This is a genomic window from Vibrio nigripulchritudo ATCC 27043, from assembly GCF_000222685.1.
GTDB classification, from domain to species: Bacteria; Pseudomonadota; Gammaproteobacteria; order Enterobacterales; family Vibrionaceae; genus Vibrio; species Vibrio nigripulchritudo.
In genome coordinates, this window is the sequence record NZ_AFWJ01000113.1 from 1 (window position 1) to 17,221 (window position 17,221).

12 protein-coding genes are annotated in these 17,221 nt (G+C 48.6%); 11 read left to right on the forward strand and 1 reads right to left on the reverse strand.

Annotated features, from left to right (window positions below; translation table 11 throughout):
• Nucleotides 1–218 precede the first annotated feature (218 nt).
• Entirely contained in the window at nucleotides 219–1,199 is a 981-nt protein-coding gene (locus RH89_RS11465; protein WP_038145622.1) for an integron integrase, read from the forward strand.
• 20 nt (nucleotides 1,200–1,219) lie between these two features.
• Here the strand turns inward: RH89_RS11465 and RH89_RS11470 are convergent, their stop codons facing one another.
• Nucleotides 1,220–1,741 (reverse strand): FxsA family protein, encoded by a 522-nt coding sequence (locus RH89_RS11470; protein ID WP_022551777.1) that lies wholly within the window; start codon nucleotides 1,739–1,741, stop codon nucleotides 1,220–1,222.
• A gap of 332 nt (nucleotides 1,742–2,073) precedes the next feature.
• On the opposite strand from RH89_RS11470, the gene aspA reads away from it, so the two are divergent.
• The 10 genes from aspA to RH89_RS11520 all read left to right on the forward strand — a co-directional run bounded on the left by aspA (nucleotide 2,074) and on the right by RH89_RS11520 (nucleotide 17,079).
• Complete coding sequence (gene aspA / locus RH89_RS11475) at nucleotides 2,074–3,528, forward strand: aspartate ammonia-lyase (RefSeq protein WP_004401990.1); 1,455 nt, start codon at nucleotides 2,074–2,076, stop codon at nucleotides 3,526–3,528.
• 208 nt (nucleotides 3,529–3,736) lie between these two features.
• A complete protein-coding gene (locus tag RH89_RS11480) occupies nucleotides 3,737–5,038 on the forward strand; it encodes an anaerobic C4-dicarboxylate transporter (RefSeq protein WP_004401991.1) in 1,302 nt (433 codons plus the stop codon).
• A gap of 204 nt (nucleotides 5,039–5,242) precedes the next feature.
• Complete coding sequence (locus RH89_RS11485) at nucleotides 5,243–7,021, forward strand: protein-disulfide reductase DsbD (protein WP_038145637.1); 1,779 nt, start codon at nucleotides 5,243–5,245, stop codon at nucleotides 7,019–7,021.
• A gap of 118 nt (nucleotides 7,022–7,139) precedes the next feature.
• Nucleotides 7,140–8,357 carry an ABC transporter substrate-binding protein gene (locus tag RH89_RS11490; protein WP_038145624.1) on the forward strand — a complete coding sequence of 406 codons (1,218 nt, stop codon included), beginning with the start codon at nucleotides 7,140–7,142 and terminating at the stop codon, nucleotides 8,355–8,357.
• Nucleotides 8,354–10,414 (forward strand): ATP-binding protein, encoded by a 2,061-nt coding sequence (locus RH89_RS11495; RefSeq protein WP_004401994.1) that lies wholly within the window; start codon nucleotides 8,354–8,356, stop codon nucleotides 10,412–10,414. The genes RH89_RS11490 and RH89_RS11495 overlap by 4 nt, the downstream gene beginning before the upstream one ends.
• Nucleotides 10,396–11,748, forward strand: a complete 1,353-nt coding sequence (locus RH89_RS11500; protein ID WP_004401995.1) for a sigma-54-dependent transcriptional regulator — start codon at nucleotides 10,396–10,398, stop codon at nucleotides 11,746–11,748. The genes RH89_RS11495 and RH89_RS11500 overlap by 19 nt, the downstream gene beginning before the upstream one ends.
• Before the next feature lie 219 nt (nucleotides 11,749–11,967).
• Nucleotides 11,968–13,308, forward strand: coding sequence for an ABC transporter substrate-binding protein (locus RH89_RS11505; protein WP_004401996.1), 1,341 nt, complete (start codon nucleotides 11,968–11,970; stop codon nucleotides 13,306–13,308).
• Nucleotides 13,309–13,441: 133 nt separating this feature from the next.
• Nucleotides 13,442–15,190, forward strand: coding sequence for an ABC transporter permease (locus RH89_RS11510; RefSeq protein WP_004401997.1), 1,749 nt, complete (start codon nucleotides 13,442–13,444; stop codon nucleotides 15,188–15,190).
• A 15-nt stretch (nucleotides 15,191–15,205) separates the two neighbouring features.
• A complete protein-coding gene (locus RH89_RS11515; RefSeq protein ID WP_004401998.1) occupies nucleotides 15,206–16,282 on the forward strand; it encodes an ABC transporter ATP-binding protein in 1,077 nt (358 codons plus the stop codon).
• Between the two features lie 161 nt (nucleotides 16,283–16,443).
• Nucleotides 16,444–17,079: a response regulator gene (locus tag RH89_RS11520; protein WP_004401999.1), complete on the forward strand. Its 636-nt coding sequence runs from the start codon at nucleotides 16,444–16,446 to the stop codon at nucleotides 17,077–17,079.
• Nucleotides 17,080–17,221 lie beyond the last annotated feature (142 nt).

Here is a 17,221-nt window from a genome sequence, read left to right on the forward strand (position 1 = left end):
AATTATTATGGGACAAAATGTCCGAATAATTCATCCACAAGCACCTATTTTTCCTTGTGGATATTTTCTTCAGGCTAGCACATAAGGTTATGTAATACATAAAATTATTATTCGTTAGCACAAGAAGCCGGTCACAAGAATATGACTCACTTTAAAACAAAGTGGACATTGCGCACCATTCAATCATACTGTATGTAAAAACAGTAATGGCGCGCCACATGAAAAGTCTCTTTTTGCTAAGCGTTCAAGAACACATGATGCTCAGGCATTATGCTAAACGAACCATCAAAACCTATCTTCTATGGATCGCCCAGTTCATTCGTTTTCACCAAATGAAACACCCTAAAGATCTTGATAAATCACACGTAGAAGCGTTTTTGAATTCACTTGTGCTGGAAAAAAATGTGGCGGCTGGCACCCAAGCAGTCGCGCTTAACTCACTTCGATATTTATATGTCGAATATTTTAAGCGAGGCGATGATTTCAATTTAGATTACCGCTACTCAAAAAGAGACCGCAAGATACCAATAGTGCTAACTAAAAGCGAAGTGGGTCAATTACTTAAGCATGTTAGTCCAGGCTATTCTTTGCCTATAAAACTTATGTACGGTTCTGGTTTACGTGTGATGGAGTGTGTTCGGCTAAGAGTGCATGATATTGATTATAACTACTTAGCTATCCGCGTATGGCAAGGGAAAGGAAACAAGAATCGATTGGTAACCTTAGCACCGGAGCTAGTAAAAGAACTCAAACAGCAAACCGAGTGTGTCCAAGCTATTTATAACGTCGACCTCCATCACCCTAACTATGCGGGAGTATGGCTCAAACCTTCATGGCGAAGAAAATACCCCAAAGCATCGATGGATATTGGATGGCACTATCTGTTTCCGACTAACAACTTGAGCTTTGATCCAGAATCTAACGAATTGCGTCGCCATCATATCAATGAGAAAAGTGTACAAAGAGAAGTAAAACGGGCGGCTAAGCTGGCAAATATAGCAAAGCCTGTCACATGCCATACTCTGCGGCACAGCTTTGCTACTCACCTATTAGAATCTGGTGCCGATATTCGTACTGTGCAGGAGCAGCTTGGTCACAAAGATGTAAAAACAACTCAGATCTACACTCATGTTTTGGATAGAGGGGCTAGTGGTGTCACCAGCCCCCTTTCTGGGTTGTTCAAAGAAATGCAGTCATAAAACGTTTGAATGGTGCTCGCTTAATTTAAGCGGTTGCGGTCATCGTCGTCTTCTTTACGTTCAAACTCGCCTTCAAAGGTGTTCCCTTTGGAATTATCTCCACCGCGTTGAAACGGGTCGTGCTCGAATGGGTTTTGCTGACCAAAGCCACCTTGGGCGTGAAACCCGCCGCCATTACCAAAGTTTTGCACTTTCACTTTGCTCATCAATTGCTTAGCGATCACGGCTCTTGGTGCCGGAAGAAGAACCAGCATCCCTAATGCATCGGTCATAAATCCGGGGGTCAGAAGCAACACACCGGCAACCGCCAGCATAACGCCCTCAACAATTTGCTGAGCGGGCAGTTCGCCTTGCTGTAATCGGCTTTGTACCGACATCAGAGTTTGCAAGCCCTGGCTTCGCACTAAAGAAGCGCCCACAAAGGCAGTCAGTAGAACCAAGCCTATGGTTGTCCAGAAACCTAAAAAGCCACCCACCTGAATAAAGAGCGCAATTTCAATGATGGGTACAGCAATAAATAGCAGTAAAAGTATCGGAAACACGGGTCCTCCTGTTGCAACTACCGCCAGTGTATTGCTTTGACTGACAAACAACAATTCTTCCTTTAAAAGTTGCGCTCTGATCCAGCACTCAAGAATGCCCTTTGAACCTAGAAACTTGACCTGACTTAGGAAATCACAATTCTGTAAGAATTGTTGACAACTCAATGACTCAAAAGGTGATCAGGCTACTATTTTTATGCCGCCAATTCGATAAGATGAGCTCATAAGTCAGGACCGATTTTGTAGCCGTTTATTCTGACGAATGGATTCTTAAAACACAGATGTGGCTAACTCAGCTTCAATACTTACAATAAAAAACTAAGGATCCTGTTATGGCTAAGACTATCGATCTTAATCACACTTCCCCTCTGTCTGCGACTCGCATTGAAGAAGATCTGCTCGGTCAACGTCACGTTCCTGCCGATGCTTACTATGGCATCCATACACTGAGAGCAATTGAAAACTTTAACATTTCCAGCGTAACCATTTCTGACGTCCCTGAATTTGTGCGTGGAATGGTCATGACCAAGAAAGCAGCAGCGCTTGCCAACAAAGAACTGGGCGTAATCCCGTCCGACATTGCTAACCCAATTATTCAGGCTTGTGATGTGATTCTGGAAACGGGTAAATGCATGGATCAGTTCCCGTCGGATGTCTTCCAGGGTGGCGCTGGCACGTCCGTCAACATGAACACGAATGAAGTGGTGGCAAACCTGGCTCTTGAGCTGATGGGCAAAGAGAAAGGTCAATACGAGTTCATTAACCCGAATGATCATGTGAATAAAAGCCAGTCCACCAATTGCGCCTACCCAACTGGTTTCCGCATTGCCGTTTATAACAGCGTAAGCAAACTGGTGGATGCGATTGAATACCTGAAAGGGGCATTCGAGCTGAAAAGTCAGGAGTTCAGCAGCGTGTTGAAAATGGGTCGCACCCAGCTTCAGGACGCCGTGCCAATGACGGTTGGACAGGAATTCCACGCCTGGGCGGTCACACTGAACGAAGAAATTCGCAACCTTGAATACACGTCAAAGCTTCTTCTGGAAGTGAACATTGGTGCAACGGCAATTGGTACGGGTCTGAACGCGGCGGAAGGCTACCAAGCCGCAGCGGTTAAACATCTTGCCGAGGTTACCGGGCTAGAGTGTGTCCCTGCCGAGGATTTGATTGAAGCGACATCCGATTGCGGTGCTTATGTGATGACTCACGGTGCGCTTAAGCGACTGGCGGTGAAGCTGTCTAAGATCTGTAATGACCTGCGACTGCTATCTTCTGGCCCTCGTGCTGGTTTGAACGAACTGAATCTGCCTGAGCTTCAGGCGGGGTCTTCCATTATGCCAGCCAAAGTGAACCCGGTTGTTCCTGAAGTTGTGAACCAAGTTTGTTTCAAAGTTCTTGGTAACGACAACACCATCTCCTTTGCGGCAGAAGGCGGTCAGTTGCAGCTAAACGTGATGGAGCCTGTTATCGCTCAGAGCATGTTCGAGTCTTTGGAGATTCTGACCAACGCTTGCGTAAACCTCCGTGATAAGTGCATCGACGGTATTACTGTCAATAAAGACGTTTGCGAAAGCTACGTGTATAACTCCATCGGTATTGTTACTTACCTCAACCCTTATATCGGGCATCATGAAGGCGACATCGTAGGTAAAATTTGTGCCGAAACGGGCAAAAGTGTCCGAGATGTGGTGCTGGAAAGAGGATTACTCACCGAGGAAGAGTTAGACGATATCTTCTCGGTAGACAATCTGATGCATCCAAAGTACAAAGCCAAACGATTTAATTAACAGAATGGGACCATAAGGTCCCATTTTTGCTTGCTGATAATAGCGCCAAATAGCATAAGTTTGTTTTATATCAGTCCTATTCGCTTTGTTAATCTGCTATAGTCTGCGCCGTTTTTAGCATTCCATAAATTTTTATGCTGAGTTTTGGTCTTCTTTTCCTGAGAAAAGAAGACGTTACCAATTGGGATTTTAAGATAAGGTACGACGTATGATTATGGTCGAGTTGTTAGTAGTCCTGCTCTTTATCTATTTAGGTGCGAGGATTGGGGGCATCGGTATCGGCTTTGCTGGCGGTGCGGGTGTAGTGGCGTTAACCATGGTTCTGGGTGTGCCTGCTGGCAGCATCCCAGTAGACGTTATCTTAATCATCGCTTCGGTGATTACAGCGATTGCAGCAATGCAAGTTGCTGGGGGGATGGACTGGCTGGTCGATCTGGCTGAACAGTTTCTTCGCAAGAACCCGAAACACATTACGTTTTACGCACCAGTGGTCACTTACCTGATGACTTTGCTGGCAGGTACGGGTCACACGGCGTTCTCCACGCTTCCAGTTATTGCAGAAGTCGCCAAAGAACAGGGGGTTCGTCCTTCGCGCCCACTTTCGATTGCGGTCGTGGCTTCTCAAATAGCCATCACGGCTTCACCTATTTCTGCGGCGGTGGTGTTTTTTTCAGGCATTCTTGAACCACTAGGGGTGGGCTATCTCACTCTGCTCGCGGTTTGTATCCCAACCACTTTCGTAGCCTGTATGGTGGGTGCGTTCGTTTCTAATTTCTTAGGTAGCGAACTGAAAGATGACCCAATCTATCAGGATCGTTTGGCGAAGGGTTTAATCAAGATGCAGGGTGCGCAAAAGCGTGAAATTCTGCCAACGGCCAAAGTATCGGTGTACATCTTCTTCGCAGCAATCATCGCCGTTGTGGCTTATGCGACCATGATTTCTAACGCTGTGGGCTTGATTGAAGATCCGGCGATCGGTCGTAACCAGGCGATTATGGCTCTGATGCTGACCGCTGCTACAGCGATTGTGATGATCACCAAAATCGATGCCTCTAAGATTGCCAATGCTGCGACGTTTAAGTCTGGTATGAGTGCTTGTGTCTGTGTTCTGGGTGTCGCCTGGCTGGGTGATACGTTTGTATCCAGCCATATTGATCAGATCAAAGACTTGTCTGCACACATTCTGGAACAGTACCCGTGGATGCTGGCGATTACGTTGTTCTTTGCTTCTATGCTGCTTTACTCACAAGGCGCAACCACAACGGCTCTGATGCCAGCGGCGCTTGCCATTGGTGTTGCTCCCCTAACGGCTGTGGCGTCTTTCGCTGCGGTCAGCGCATTGTTTGTATTACCTACCTACCCAACGCTTCTGGCGGCAGTAGAAATGGACGACACGGGTTCAACTCGAATCGGTCAGTGGGTGTTTAACCATCCGTTCTTCATTCCGGGTGTGGTCACTATCGCCACGGCGGTTGCTCTCGGCTTCGCGTTTGGTGGAATACTCATCTAACAAGCTGTGAAGATTAAGAAAAGGGAAGCAATGCTTCCCTTTTTCATATTTCATTTTCAATTTGAGCAACTGTTCTCAACTTATGAATCCTCACCTTATCTGCCTAATGTTTTCTTCTGCCAATCGCTGATATGATGAAACTTATTACGCCGCTATCGGGTCTGATAGGGTATTCCTTTTCTTACAAGTAACGTGATGAAAACTCTGCGATCATTTTTGTTGTGGCTGATGGTCAGCCTGTCGATAACGACTCCCGTTTCAGCTGAGCTGTTTTCCAATAATGCTCAGGGATTTACGCCAAGCTTTGATACTTCTCCGAATCAGTTTGTCCCGGTTGACGAAGCGTTTCCGTTCAACTTTTTTCAGGACAATGATCGCGTTCGCCTAGAATGGCAGGTTAAAGACGAATACTACCTTTATCAGGAACGCATTTCGGTCACCGCCAACGGTGCTGAAATCGGCGCGATTGAAATGCGCGACGGTCAGCCTTATAAGGATGAGTTTTTTGGTGATGTTCGCATATACACTACGCCGCTAACGGTTACCGTTCCACTGATTTCTGCTACTAAAGATGCACTTTTGGAAGTGCGATACCAAGGCTGTGCCAAAGCAGGGTTCTGTTACCCACCTGAAATTCGCACGGTGCCGATTTCTGCGTTTACCTCTACTGGCGGGTCTGACACCCCAACTGCTTCTGCGCCAAAAGCTCAAGAACGTTCCACTATCACTCAGTCTCAAGAGTCTGGCTTTGCCGACAAACTGGCTAACAGCTGGTGGACGCCACTGCTGTTTTTCGCACTGGGTGTAGGCTTAGCCTTTACGCCATGTGTATTGCCGATGTACCCCATCCTGACCAGTATTGTGCTGGGTGGCGGTCAGATCAGTCAAAAACGCGCATTGGGCTTATCGTTTGTTTACGTGCAGGGAATGGCGCTCACTTACACGCTACTGGGCTTAGTGGTTGCGTCAGCCGGTCTGCAATTTCAGGCAGCCATGCAACATCACTACGTACTGATTGGTTTGAGCGTGCTGTTCATCGCGCTCGCGGCGTCGATGTTTGGGGTGTATACCTTGCAGCTACCAAGTGGCGTGCAAACCTGGCTTAACAACCTCAGCAACAAACAACAGGGCGGCAGCAACGCAGGTGTGTTTGCCATGGGCGCTATCTCTGGTCTGGTGTGTTCTCCATGCACCACTGCCCCACTCTCTGGCGCACTGCTTTACGTGGCGCAAAGTGGCGATCTGCTTACGGGTGGCGTTGCACTTTACGCACTGGCGCTGGGTATGGGTATACCGCTGATTGCGGTTGCCGTATTTGGTAACAAGCTTCTGCCTAAAGCAGGTGGCTGGATGGATCGCGTGAAAGTGATGTTCGGCTTTATTCTGCTCGCGGCACCTATCTTCCTGCTGGAGCGAATCCTGCCTGAACTGTGGACACAGATCATGTGGTCTGTACTTGGGCTTTCTGCATTTGGCTGGCTTTACCATGCTAAGAACAGCCTGCCGTTTGGTGGCTGGAAACAAAGCGTGGTCGGCATTGTTGCGGTATTAGGTCTGGTCGCTTCTGCACAGCCGATCATTTCACAATGGTGGAACCCATCAGCCGTTGCACAAGCCGAGCCAACGGTAGCCTTCAAACGCATTAAAAACCTTGCCGATTTAGAATCAGAATTAGCCGCGGCTAAGCAAGCGGGTAAACCAGTGATGCTGGACTTCTACGCAGACTGGTGTGTGGCGTGCAAAGAGTTTGAAAAATACACCTTCCACGCGCCAGAAGTGGAAGCCAAACTGCAAGGCTACGTACTGCTTCAGGCAGACGTGACTCGCAGCATGCCAGAAGACATCGAGCTACTGCAAAAGCTGGAAGTATTGGGCTTACCGACCATCGAATTTTGGGACGCGAGCGGCGAATACATCCCGAATGCACGGTTGACTGGTTTTATGCCCGCAGAGCCGTTTTTAGCCCACCTAAACGCACTTTAAACCCTAGCTGAATTCCGATGTGAGCCTGATTTTCAGGCTCACATTTTTTTGTTTCGATTCTGTTAAAAGCTCAAATTTTCAACATAATGAATTCAATGGATACATTGAGTTTATTGTCATGAAATGGATTGTTCTTGCGCTACTCGTTCACATGGGGACCTTGTTCTCATCGCCTTCTGTTGCACAAAACCCAGAGCCTTTCCCGCAAAACATCGTTGTACTGACGTCCTTTCCTGAAAGCTTTTACTCGCCCATTGAGCAAGCTTTTGCCACTCAATATCCCGAGTACCCGATTCGCTTTATCAACAAAAAAACGCCTGCACTCATGGCACATCTGGTTCAGCAGCGATCGCCACAGCCCGACCTTATCTGGCTGAGCTCTTCCGATGCCATGGCGCAGCTAGAGCAGCAGGGCTTCATCCAGCAAAGTCACACCTTCGCGTGGTCGCAGTTTGGCTTTTTCTGGAACGCCGACAGGCTGGCAGCGCTCGACCTTCCCGAACCGGATTCTTGGGAAACCCTGACCACCCCGTTATTTGAAAACCAGGTTGCCATGAGCGCCCCGTCGCGTTCGGGCACCAATCACTTAGTGATTGAACTCGTCCTCCAGCAATATGGTTGGGATGAAGGCTGGCGGCTTTTGCTCAAACTCGGAGGGAATTTATCCACCATTACAGCGCGCAGCTTTGGTGTGCGTGAAGGCATCATTAAACAGCGTTTTACCGTTGCTCCAGTGGTTGATTTCTTCTATCGCAGCGCTCTTGCCAGTCAGGCTCCGGTCGGCTTTCACCCTTTTCCTGATACACCTTTGATTCCAGCGCAAATTGGGCTCACAAAGCAGGAAAAACCGAGTTCAAGAAACGTGTTTGTTGAATTTCTGCTGTCAGAAAACGGACAAGCTTTGCTTTCCCTGCCCAGCGTAAATCGCATTCCCAATCAGACCGGGCTTGAAATGGCAGCCAAAAGTCGCACTTCCGCGTTCAATAGCCAGCTTTCTGCCAGCCGCTACCACACGGTGAATGCCTTGTTTGACCAGTGGATCACCCACCGGCTGGATGATCTCCATCGTTTCTGGCGGTTGTGGTATCAGGTCCACCAGCATCCGCTGTCTAGTGTTCAGCAGAAACAGCTCGCTCAGATACTGGCAGATATCGGACAAATCCCCGTTGAAGAAGACGTTGCTGCCGACCCGACGCTGAACGAGAAACTAAGCACGACCAATCGCTATGAAGACTTTTACCAGCGTATTACCGAGCTATGGCAAGACCAAATGAATAAACAGATGGCGAAAGGCATCACCACGCTAGAGCGGATTCTCGCGGAGGTTTCCCCATGAAAAAGCGCCACAGTATCGCATTGCGAATCTTTGCTCTGTTTATGGTTCTTGGTGGGCTGGCTATCGCCATGGTGGGCTCGAATTCCATCACCTTGCAAAACCTAGCAACATCCTCTGAAACCTGGGGGAAAAAGCAGTTGCCAGTGATGGTTGCCGCAGCCAGGTTTGCCGAATTAGGCGGCCAAATCACCACCGATGCCACCAATTTGGCGCTGGCGAAATCGACTCAGGCTTTGCAAACTGCCAATGCGCGCTTAGACACTGCCCTTCCTAAGCTCAGCCAGTTTAATCCGGAAAAACTCTCGCCAGAGCACCATAAAAAGATGCTCAAGCTGGCGGCAGAATTAAAAGAAAACGTCCGCCAGATCTACACCAACACCGAACAAAAACTGCTGATTCAGGAACAGCAGCAGAGACGAAGGAAACAGTTGTACTGGACGCAGATCGACTTTGTCGATGAGGTTATACCACTCACCGAAGAGAGCCAGTTCAATCTGGATTTGTTGCTCGATAAACTGCAAAAGAAAAATGGCTTGTCGTCCGGCGAATTCAGCACCCTCAAATCCGAAACCCATAATCAAAGCCAGCTTCTCAAACTGGAAGCGGACGTGAACCTTGTGCTGGATTTACTTCAGCGAGTATCCCTGTTTTCCAATCGCACCGACATCCTTGCGGCGCAAAGCATGATTGATGAAACCATGGTGACGATTTCAGAACAAACCAGCACGCTACAAAGCATGCCCAGTACGGTCACCATTCGTCAGATTGCCTCTGCCCTTGATGAATATATCAGTGGCAGTGATACCCCCATCCAAAGAGCACTGCGAGTTCTGTCGCTGGATGAAGGCAATCAGGAGCTACTCGAAGAAAACCAACTGCTGCTGCAAGACATTCGGCTTATCGTTTCGCAAACCGTTAGCGAAGCGGAAAAGCAGGCAACCGAAACCGCCGAGCAAATCACGTACATCGTTAATACCAGTCGAAGCCAGCTCAATTTCACCATTCTGGTCATTGCGGTGCTGACGGTTTTTGTTGCCCTTTATCTGAAAAACCAGCTTCTTAATCGCCTCGCCAACGTACTGCGCAGCATGAGGCATCTGGCACAAGGTGAACTGCAAACGCCTCTGGCAATTTCTGGGCAAGATGAAGTCGCCTCACTGGCGCATGCCACCAATGTCTTTAATCAAACCGCCATGCAGCTTCGCCAAAGAACCGGAGCCCTAGAAGAGAAAAACCAACAACTGGTGGATGAAATCGAGCAGCGATTGCTGGCAGAACAAGATCTCAAAGCCACTCAGGAAGAGTTGGTTCAGGCGGCGAAACTGGCGGTACTCGGGCAGCTCACCTCAGGGATTGTTCACGAATTCAGCCAGCCCCTTGCTGCCATTCGCTCGAATAGCTACCTAGCAGTGCAGTATCTGGAGAAAAACCAGCCTGAACAGGCAAAAGACAAGCTGACTCGTATCGATAAGATCACCGATCGCGCCACCAAGCTGTGTCAGCACCTGAAGTCTTTTGCCCGAAAAACCGATGACATAACCCAGCGCACGCCCGTTAAGAAGATCGCACTTAACGCCATGGAACTGTTTACTGAAAACCTACCCGCTGATTGGATAGCTATCGATGTCGAAGAAACCTTAACCGTCAGCGCCAATGACATTCGGCTAGAGCAGGTTTTTGTTAATCTAATCAGCAACAGTCTGGACGCCATTCAAACCCGAATCAAAGACCATGATCTTGAAAGCCATAAGCTAGAAAACCAAGAGCCTGAAAACCAAAAGCTCGAAAACCAAAAGTTTGCCCCTCAGATACGCATTTCTGCTACCCAAAACCAAGACAATGTAGTGATTCATGTTCACGACAACGGCTGCGGCATGCACCCCGAACAACTGAACCAGATATTCGAACCCTTCTACACCACTAAGGATGTGGGCAGCGGACTGGGGCTTGGCATGTCCATCACTCACAATATCATTCAGGATTTTGGCGGCACCATTTCCATTGAATCTCAACCCAATCAAGGAACGGAGGTCACCCTATGTCTCAAACCCATGTAGTACTGGTGGAGGACGACAAAGAGCTCAGAGAAAGCCTGAGCGAAATTCTGGAACTCAATGGTATGTCGGTGACTGCCTTTGCCTCGGCAGACAAGGCACTGCCCTGTATCCAGTACAACAGCAATAGTGTGGTGGTGTCTGACATTCGTATGCCCAATATGGATGGCATGACCTTTCTCCAGCATTTGCAGCAGTTGGATAACGATCTGCCTGTGGTTCTGATTTCTGGTCACGCAGACATCGAAACTGCGCTGCAATGCATTAAGCTCGGAGCGTTTGATTTCGTCGAAAAACCTCTCAGACCAGAGCATCTAGTTGGTCTGGTCACCAAAGCGATTCAACACCGAGAGTTGACGCTGGAAAACCGTCGCCTCAAGCAAAATCACCCACGCACTATTACTCTAGATGAGTTGTTGATTGGCGAATCCGACTCGATGAAAAAGCTCAAAACAAGGTTGATCACGCTGGCCAACGCCGACGTCAACATTGTGATTAACGGAGAAACTGGCACCGGAAAAGAGAAAATTGCGCGCACGCTGCACAGCCAGTCGGAACGCAACAATAAACCCTTTGTCGCCATCAACTGCGGTGCGATGCCTGAAAATCTGATTGAATCCGAACTCTTTGGTCATGAAGCCGGAAGCTTTACCGGCGCAAGCAAAAAGCGCATCGGAAAAATTGAATACGCTTCGGGCGGCACTCTGTTTCTGGATGAGATCGAAAGCATGCCGTTGTCTGCTCAGATTAGGCTGTTGAGGGTAATTCAGGAAGGCGAACTGGAACGCGTGGGCAGTAACCAGACAGTAAGCGTCGACCTTAAGGTGTTGTCTGCTTCCAAAGATGACCTGTTCGAACTCTCCCAGAAGGGCGAATTTCGTCAGGATTTATACTATCGACTGAACGTCGCGACACTGGATATTCCCCCGTTGCGAGAGCGAAAGTCGGACATTCCAGTCCTGCTCGGGCATTTTATTCATGAAGCAGAAAAGCGGTTAAATCAGAAAGCCCCCGCTCTGACCCCGCTGCATTTTCAACATTTGATGAACCATGACTGGCCGGGCAATGTGCGTGAACTGATGAACGAAGCTGACCGAATTGTGCTGGGAATATCCGATCTGATATTCACCAACAACCAGCAGGAATGCCACAGTCTGGCGCATCAGCTGACCCAGTTTGAGTTCTCCGTTCTTCACCATACATTGACCCAGTTTTCAGGTCATATTGGTGATACCGCCGAGCATTTGGACATTCCCCGTAAAAACCTTTACCTCAGAATGAAAAAGTTCGGTTTAAAGAAAGAAGACTACACCACAGATTCCACCCCAGAAGAGTAGGTCAAAAATGACCTACTCACGGATCACATTCTCTTCTCAATGACACATCCACAAGTTTTAGTGAAAACCAAAATCATTTCAAATTAGACACTTAACCAAAATTTAACATTGGCACAACATTTGGAATATCTATACCCAGTTACCCGGTTATTTATCGGTAACTGGCACACGGATAACCCTACGTACATAACAATGACGTGAATAAATATGGAGTGCACAATGAAACATGGAATCAAACTGCTGACGCTAACCAGCGCAATGATGTTCGCAATGGGCAGCACCTCTGCTTTCGCAATGTCGGATAAGAATCTGGTCATCGTCACCTCGTTTTCCAACGACGTAACGGACGTATACAAAAAAGCCTTCGAGAAAAAATACCCGAATGTGAAGGTCGAAATCCTGAAAAAGAAAACCACATCTGGCATTAAATACCTTCAGGAAACCTCATCTCGCAACAGCTCTGACATTTTCTGGGCATCTGCCCCCGACGCATTTGAAGTGCTGAAAGACAACGATTTGCTGGCACAGTACCAATCCTCGGTCACGGGCATTCCTGAAAAAGTGGGCTCTTTCCCCATCAATGATCCGGATGGCTACTACAAAGGTTTCGCCCTTTCTGGCTATGGCATGATGTGGAACGAACGCTACATGAAAGCCAAAAAATTGCCCGTTCCGAAAGAATGGGAAGACCTTGCCGATCCGATTTATCACAAGCACGTTGGTATGTCAGCTCCGTCCCGTTCAGGCACAACACACTTAACAGTTGAAGCCATTTTGCAGGGTAAAGGCTGGGAAGACGGCTGGGCAACCATGAAAGCCATTTCCGGTAACTTCCGCGTGGTCACCGAGCGCAGTTTCGGGGTACCAGATGGCGTAAACAGTGGCTCATTTGGTGTCGGCATTGTGATTGACTTCTTTGGCTTATCTTCCAAAGCAACGGGGTTCCCGGTGGATTTCCACTACCCAACGGTAACGGCATTGGTGCCGGCTAACGTCGGTAAAGTCAAAAATGCCCCTAACGGAGAAGCAGCAAGCGCCTTTATCGACTTCCTGCTTTCTGACGAAGGTCAGGCATTGTTACTGGATAAAAAGATTCAGCGTTTACCCGTCAATCCAGCGGTTTATGCGAGCACACCAGCAGGCTTCCCTAACCCATTCACGGGCGAAAAACTGGGTACCGTCGACTTTGACCTAAACCTATCAAAATCGCGCTACAACGTGGTGAACAGCCTGTTCGACGTGATGATCACCTACCGCATGGATGAACTTCGAAGCGCCACCAAAGCGATTCAGGAAGCCGAATCTGAAGCCAAAGCTAAGAACAATACGAAAGCATTGGATCTGGTTGCTCAAGCAAAAGCATTAATCAACAAAATGCCAATTACCGCAGAGCAAGCCAGCGATCCGGACTTCTCTGGCATCTTCACCAAAAAGCGTAAGAAGAAAACCGACAAGGTCGGCGCTCGTCAAGCAGAAATCGAACAATCCTGGGATAACCAGGTGGTTGCCAACTACGAGAAAGCCGAAGAACTTGCCGAACAAGCGCTCGATATGCTGTAAACAAACCTTACTTCTCTTTATCTGATTCCCCCAACTTGTAGGTCGGCGCCGCGTAATTACGCGGTGCCGGGGGGGATTCTTATTTTTCGAGCCTAGGGTCTGTTGACCTAATCTCAAGAACACGGAGTTTCTTATGAGTAGTGTTTCTCTCTCGCAGACAAAAAACGGCACTAAGCCCGGCAGTCGCGGTGTATTGAAAAAAATTCGGGAAGACTGGGGCTTGTATCTCGCAGCTGCCATCATCGCACTTTTTATCATCACGTTTCTGTTCGTTCCTGTCCTTAAGGTCATTTTTGTTGCCTTTCAGGATCAGGAAGGCAGTTTTTCTCTGGTGAATTTTCAGGATTTCTTTAGCTCTACCCTGTTTCAGGAGTCGTTTTTTAACTCCTTCTACGTCGCCTTTATGTCAGTGATCGTGGCATCGGTGATTGCCATGCCACTGGCGTATTTCACCAGCCGCTTCCAGTTTAAAGGCACGGTGTTGATTCAGACACTGGGCATTGTTCCTCTGATCATGCCGCCATTTATCGGTGCAGTAGCGATGCAATTGCTGTTTGGTGAAAACGGCACCATGAACTTGCTGCTGGATGAGTATTTCGGATTCACCATTCCAGTGATGGAAGGCTTGAATGGCGTCATCTTCGTCCAGAGTGTCCATTACTTTCCCTTTATTCTGATCAACCTGTCTGCCGCGCTGCAAAACATCGACCGCTCAATGGAAGAATCTGCACAGTCGCTGGGTTCATCCGGTTTAAAGCTGTTCAGAAAAATCGTCTTCCCACTGGCCATGCCCGGTTATGTCGCAGGGGCATCTCTGGTGTTTGTTAAAGTGTTCGATGATTTGGGTACCCCGCTTCTACTCAACGTCAACGACATGCTGGCACCGCAGGCTTACCTTCGTATTTCCTCTGTGGGTATCTCTGACCCTATGGGTTACGTGATTTCCGTGATTCTGGTGGCCTTCTCTGTGTTCGCGCTTTGGGTCTCTTTCCAGGCACTAAAAGGCAAAGATTATTCCACCACTCAGAAAGGCGGTGGCGGTTTGTCGAAACGCGAGCTTCGCCCAATGGAAATGGTGGGTTGTTATGCCGTGATTGCGCTGATTCTGATGCTGGTGCTTGCGCCACACTTTGCCCTGTTGTTGCTCTCTTTCGGCACCATCTGGAGCTTCAGCCCGCTACCGGATGGCTTCACCATTGACCACTACGCGACAGCAGTTACCCAAGCTTCCGACTTCATCACTAATACACTGTTGTATGCAGGTCTGGCAGGCATCATTGATGTGATTTTGGGTACCGCGATCGCCTACCTCGTATGGCGCACCAAAATGGTGGGTCGAAAGTGGCTCGACTTCGGCGCAATGGCAGCACTGGCCGTTCCCGGCGTGGTTCTCGGCATTGGCTATTTGCGTACCTTCTACGATGTCGACTTGCCGATTGTCGGCACCTCAATGGCAACTTGGTGGGGCATCATCGTGATCGCGTTGTCGGTGCGACGTCTTCCGTATGCACTGCGCTCTTGTGTTGCCGCTCTGCAGCAAGTCAGCCCATCTCTGGAAGAAGCCTCAGAAAACCTTGGAGCCACTCGCTCCACCACCATTCGTCGCATTGTGGTGCCATTAATGGCAGCCGGTATTCTGGCGGGTTTTGTCACCGCATTCGCCACGGCAGCGGTCGAACTTTCTGCCACGATTATGCTAGTGGCACAGGAGTCCGATGCACCACTGGCTTACGGCTTGTACATCTTTATGCAAAGCGCCGCTGGGCGTGGTCCCGGAGCCGCATTGGGTGTGATTGCCGTATTAATTGTCGGTCTTGCGACTTACCTGTCCCACACCATTGTTGAACGCACTCGCCAGGCTCACGGCGAAAAGAGTCATTAAGAAAAGGAATTTCCCATGAGTTTAGAAAATAGCCAGCAAGTTGGCATTACCATCAAAGACTTAACCTTGGCATTTGGCGAAACCGAAGTGCTGAAAGGCGTAAATTTAGACATTCAACCCGGCGAGTTTTTCGCTTTTCTCGGACCATCGGGGTCAGGTAAATCGACCTTATTACGCGCCATTGCAGGGTTTGGTCCCGTACCCAATGGAGAGATTTTATTGGGCGATGAAAACGTAATTGAACTGCCGCCATGGAAGCGTAATGTTGGCATGGTGTTTCAAAGCTACGCACTCTGGCCACATATGACAGTGCGCCAAAATGTGGCGTATGGACTGGAAGAGAGAAAAGTACCGAAAAACCAAATCAAAAACCGGGTAGACGAAGCACTAAATTTGGTTGGTCTGCTTCACCTTGCAGAGCGACGCCCGTCTCAGCTCTCGGGTGGCCAGCAACAGCGGGTCGCCATTGCCCGTACAGTGGTAGTAGAGCCCAGAGTACTGCTTCTGGATGAGCCACTTTCCAATCTGGATGCCAATTTACGTGAGCAGATGCGACGTGATCTTCTTGATCTACAAAGGCAATTGGGATTAACCACGATCTTCGTGACTCACGATCAGGAAGAAGCCAATACGATTTCTGATCGCATCGCGGTGCTCGATCAGGGTGTGATCCAGCAAGTTGGAGAGCCCATCGAGCTGTATGACAACCCTGCGAATAAGTTCGTCGCCGACTTCTTGGGCACAGCCAATGTGCTCAACGGCAAGGTCATGTCATCCAATGATGGCAGTGTGTTCCAGTCGGATGGAGGCATTCAGTTTCCTTATCAGTCTGAAGCCAAAGGAGAGTTGTCTTTGGTTTTTCGCCCACAAAGCCTGGAGATCTGCCACTCTGCACCGGATTCAAACGCCATCAAGCTCGAAGGCAAGGTAAAACATCGGGAATTTTTGGGTCATTTAGTACGCTACGGCATTGATGTCGGCGGGCAAATGTTAATGGTGGATGACCCGCACCTAAGAGGAACGACTCACCTGAAAAATGGGGCACCGATCCTACTTCAGTTGAACCCGGATGAAATCGTCGCTTTGAGCTAACTATTTGACATTACTATCAATTAACAAAGAGTCGGGCTTTTTCAGTCTGGCTCTTTCACATTTTCAGAAGAAAAATCAGAGAATAAGGGCTTATTTGTTGTTGAATCATCAAGCAAGTGATAATAATTAAATTAACTGTCTGTTAAAGAGTACTTAACGTCATGGACTCGACCTACACCATACTGATCGCTGACGATCATCCCCTATTTCGAAATGCCTTATTTCAATCGGTGCATATGGCGATCAGTGGCGCGAATCTGCTCGAAGCAGACTCACTGGATGCTCTCCTTTCACTGCTCGAAAAAGAGCAAGAGCCCGATCTCTTGTTGCTCGATCTGAAAATGCCCGGAGCCAACGGTATGTCAGGTTTGATCCAGCTACGCGCAGAGCATCCGGATCTGCCTATTGTGGTGATTTCCGCCAGCGAAGAGCCAAGCGTGGTTACTCAGGTGAAAAGCCATGGTGCATTTGGTTTTATCCCCAAATCCAGTGACATGCGAGAACTGGTCTCTGCGCTAAACCAAGTGCTGAATGGCGAACCTTTCTTTCCAGAAGGCATGATCACCAACAACGCGGCGTGTAACGAGCTCAGCGAAAAAATTGCGGCTCTTACGCCACAGCAATACCGCGTGCTGGGCATGCTCTCTGATGGCTTGCTGAACAAGCAAATCGCCTACGAGCTCAATGTCTCTGAAGCCACGATCAAAGCGCACATGACCGCCATCTTCCGAAAGCTTGGGGTAAAAAACCGAACTCAAGCCGTCATTCTTCTTCAACAAATGGAGCCCGAGTCTTAGACCTTTGGCTAAGTTAACAATGTATTAACATCTCATTTTTTGGAATGCCTTCTTCTAAGCCCCCGTTTCTAGGGGGCTTTTGTATTTTCTCGCACAGACTAAAGTAGAAAAGAGTTCTTGAAACCATCTTGCTATTGTAAAT

Bases quoted from the DNA above. Each gene is read 5' to 3' on its own strand.
- RH89_RS11465 (WP_038145622.1), top strand. From the start codon at position 219: ATGAAAAGTCTCTTTTTGCTAAGCGTTCAAGAACACATGATGCTCAGG.
- aspA (WP_004401990.1), top strand. From the start codon at position 2,074: ATGGCTAAGACTATCGATCTTAATCACACTTCCCCTCTGTCTGCGACT.
- RH89_RS11480 (WP_004401991.1), top strand. From the start codon at position 3,737: ATGATTATGGTCGAGTTGTTAGTAGTCCTGCTCTTTATCTATTTAGGT.
- RH89_RS11490 (WP_038145624.1), top strand. From the start codon at position 7,140: ATGAAATGGATTGTTCTTGCGCTACTCGTTCACATGGGGACCTTGTTC.
- RH89_RS11495 (WP_004401994.1), top strand. From the start codon at position 8,354: ATGAAAAAGCGCCACAGTATCGCATTGCGAATCTTTGCTCTGTTTATG.
- RH89_RS11500 (WP_004401995.1), top strand. From the start codon at position 10,396: ATGTCTCAAACCCATGTAGTACTGGTGGAGGACGACAAAGAGCTCAGA.
- RH89_RS11505 (WP_004401996.1), top strand. From the start codon at position 11,968: ATGAAACATGGAATCAAACTGCTGACGCTAACCAGCGCAATGATGTTC.
- RH89_RS11510 (WP_004401997.1), top strand. From the start codon at position 13,442: ATGAGTAGTGTTTCTCTCTCGCAGACAAAAAACGGCACTAAGCCCGGC.
- RH89_RS11515 (WP_004401998.1), top strand. From the start codon at position 15,206: ATGAGTTTAGAAAATAGCCAGCAAGTTGGCATTACCATCAAAGACTTA.
- RH89_RS11520 (WP_004401999.1), top strand. From the start codon at position 16,444: ATGGACTCGACCTACACCATACTGATCGCTGACGATCATCCCCTATTT.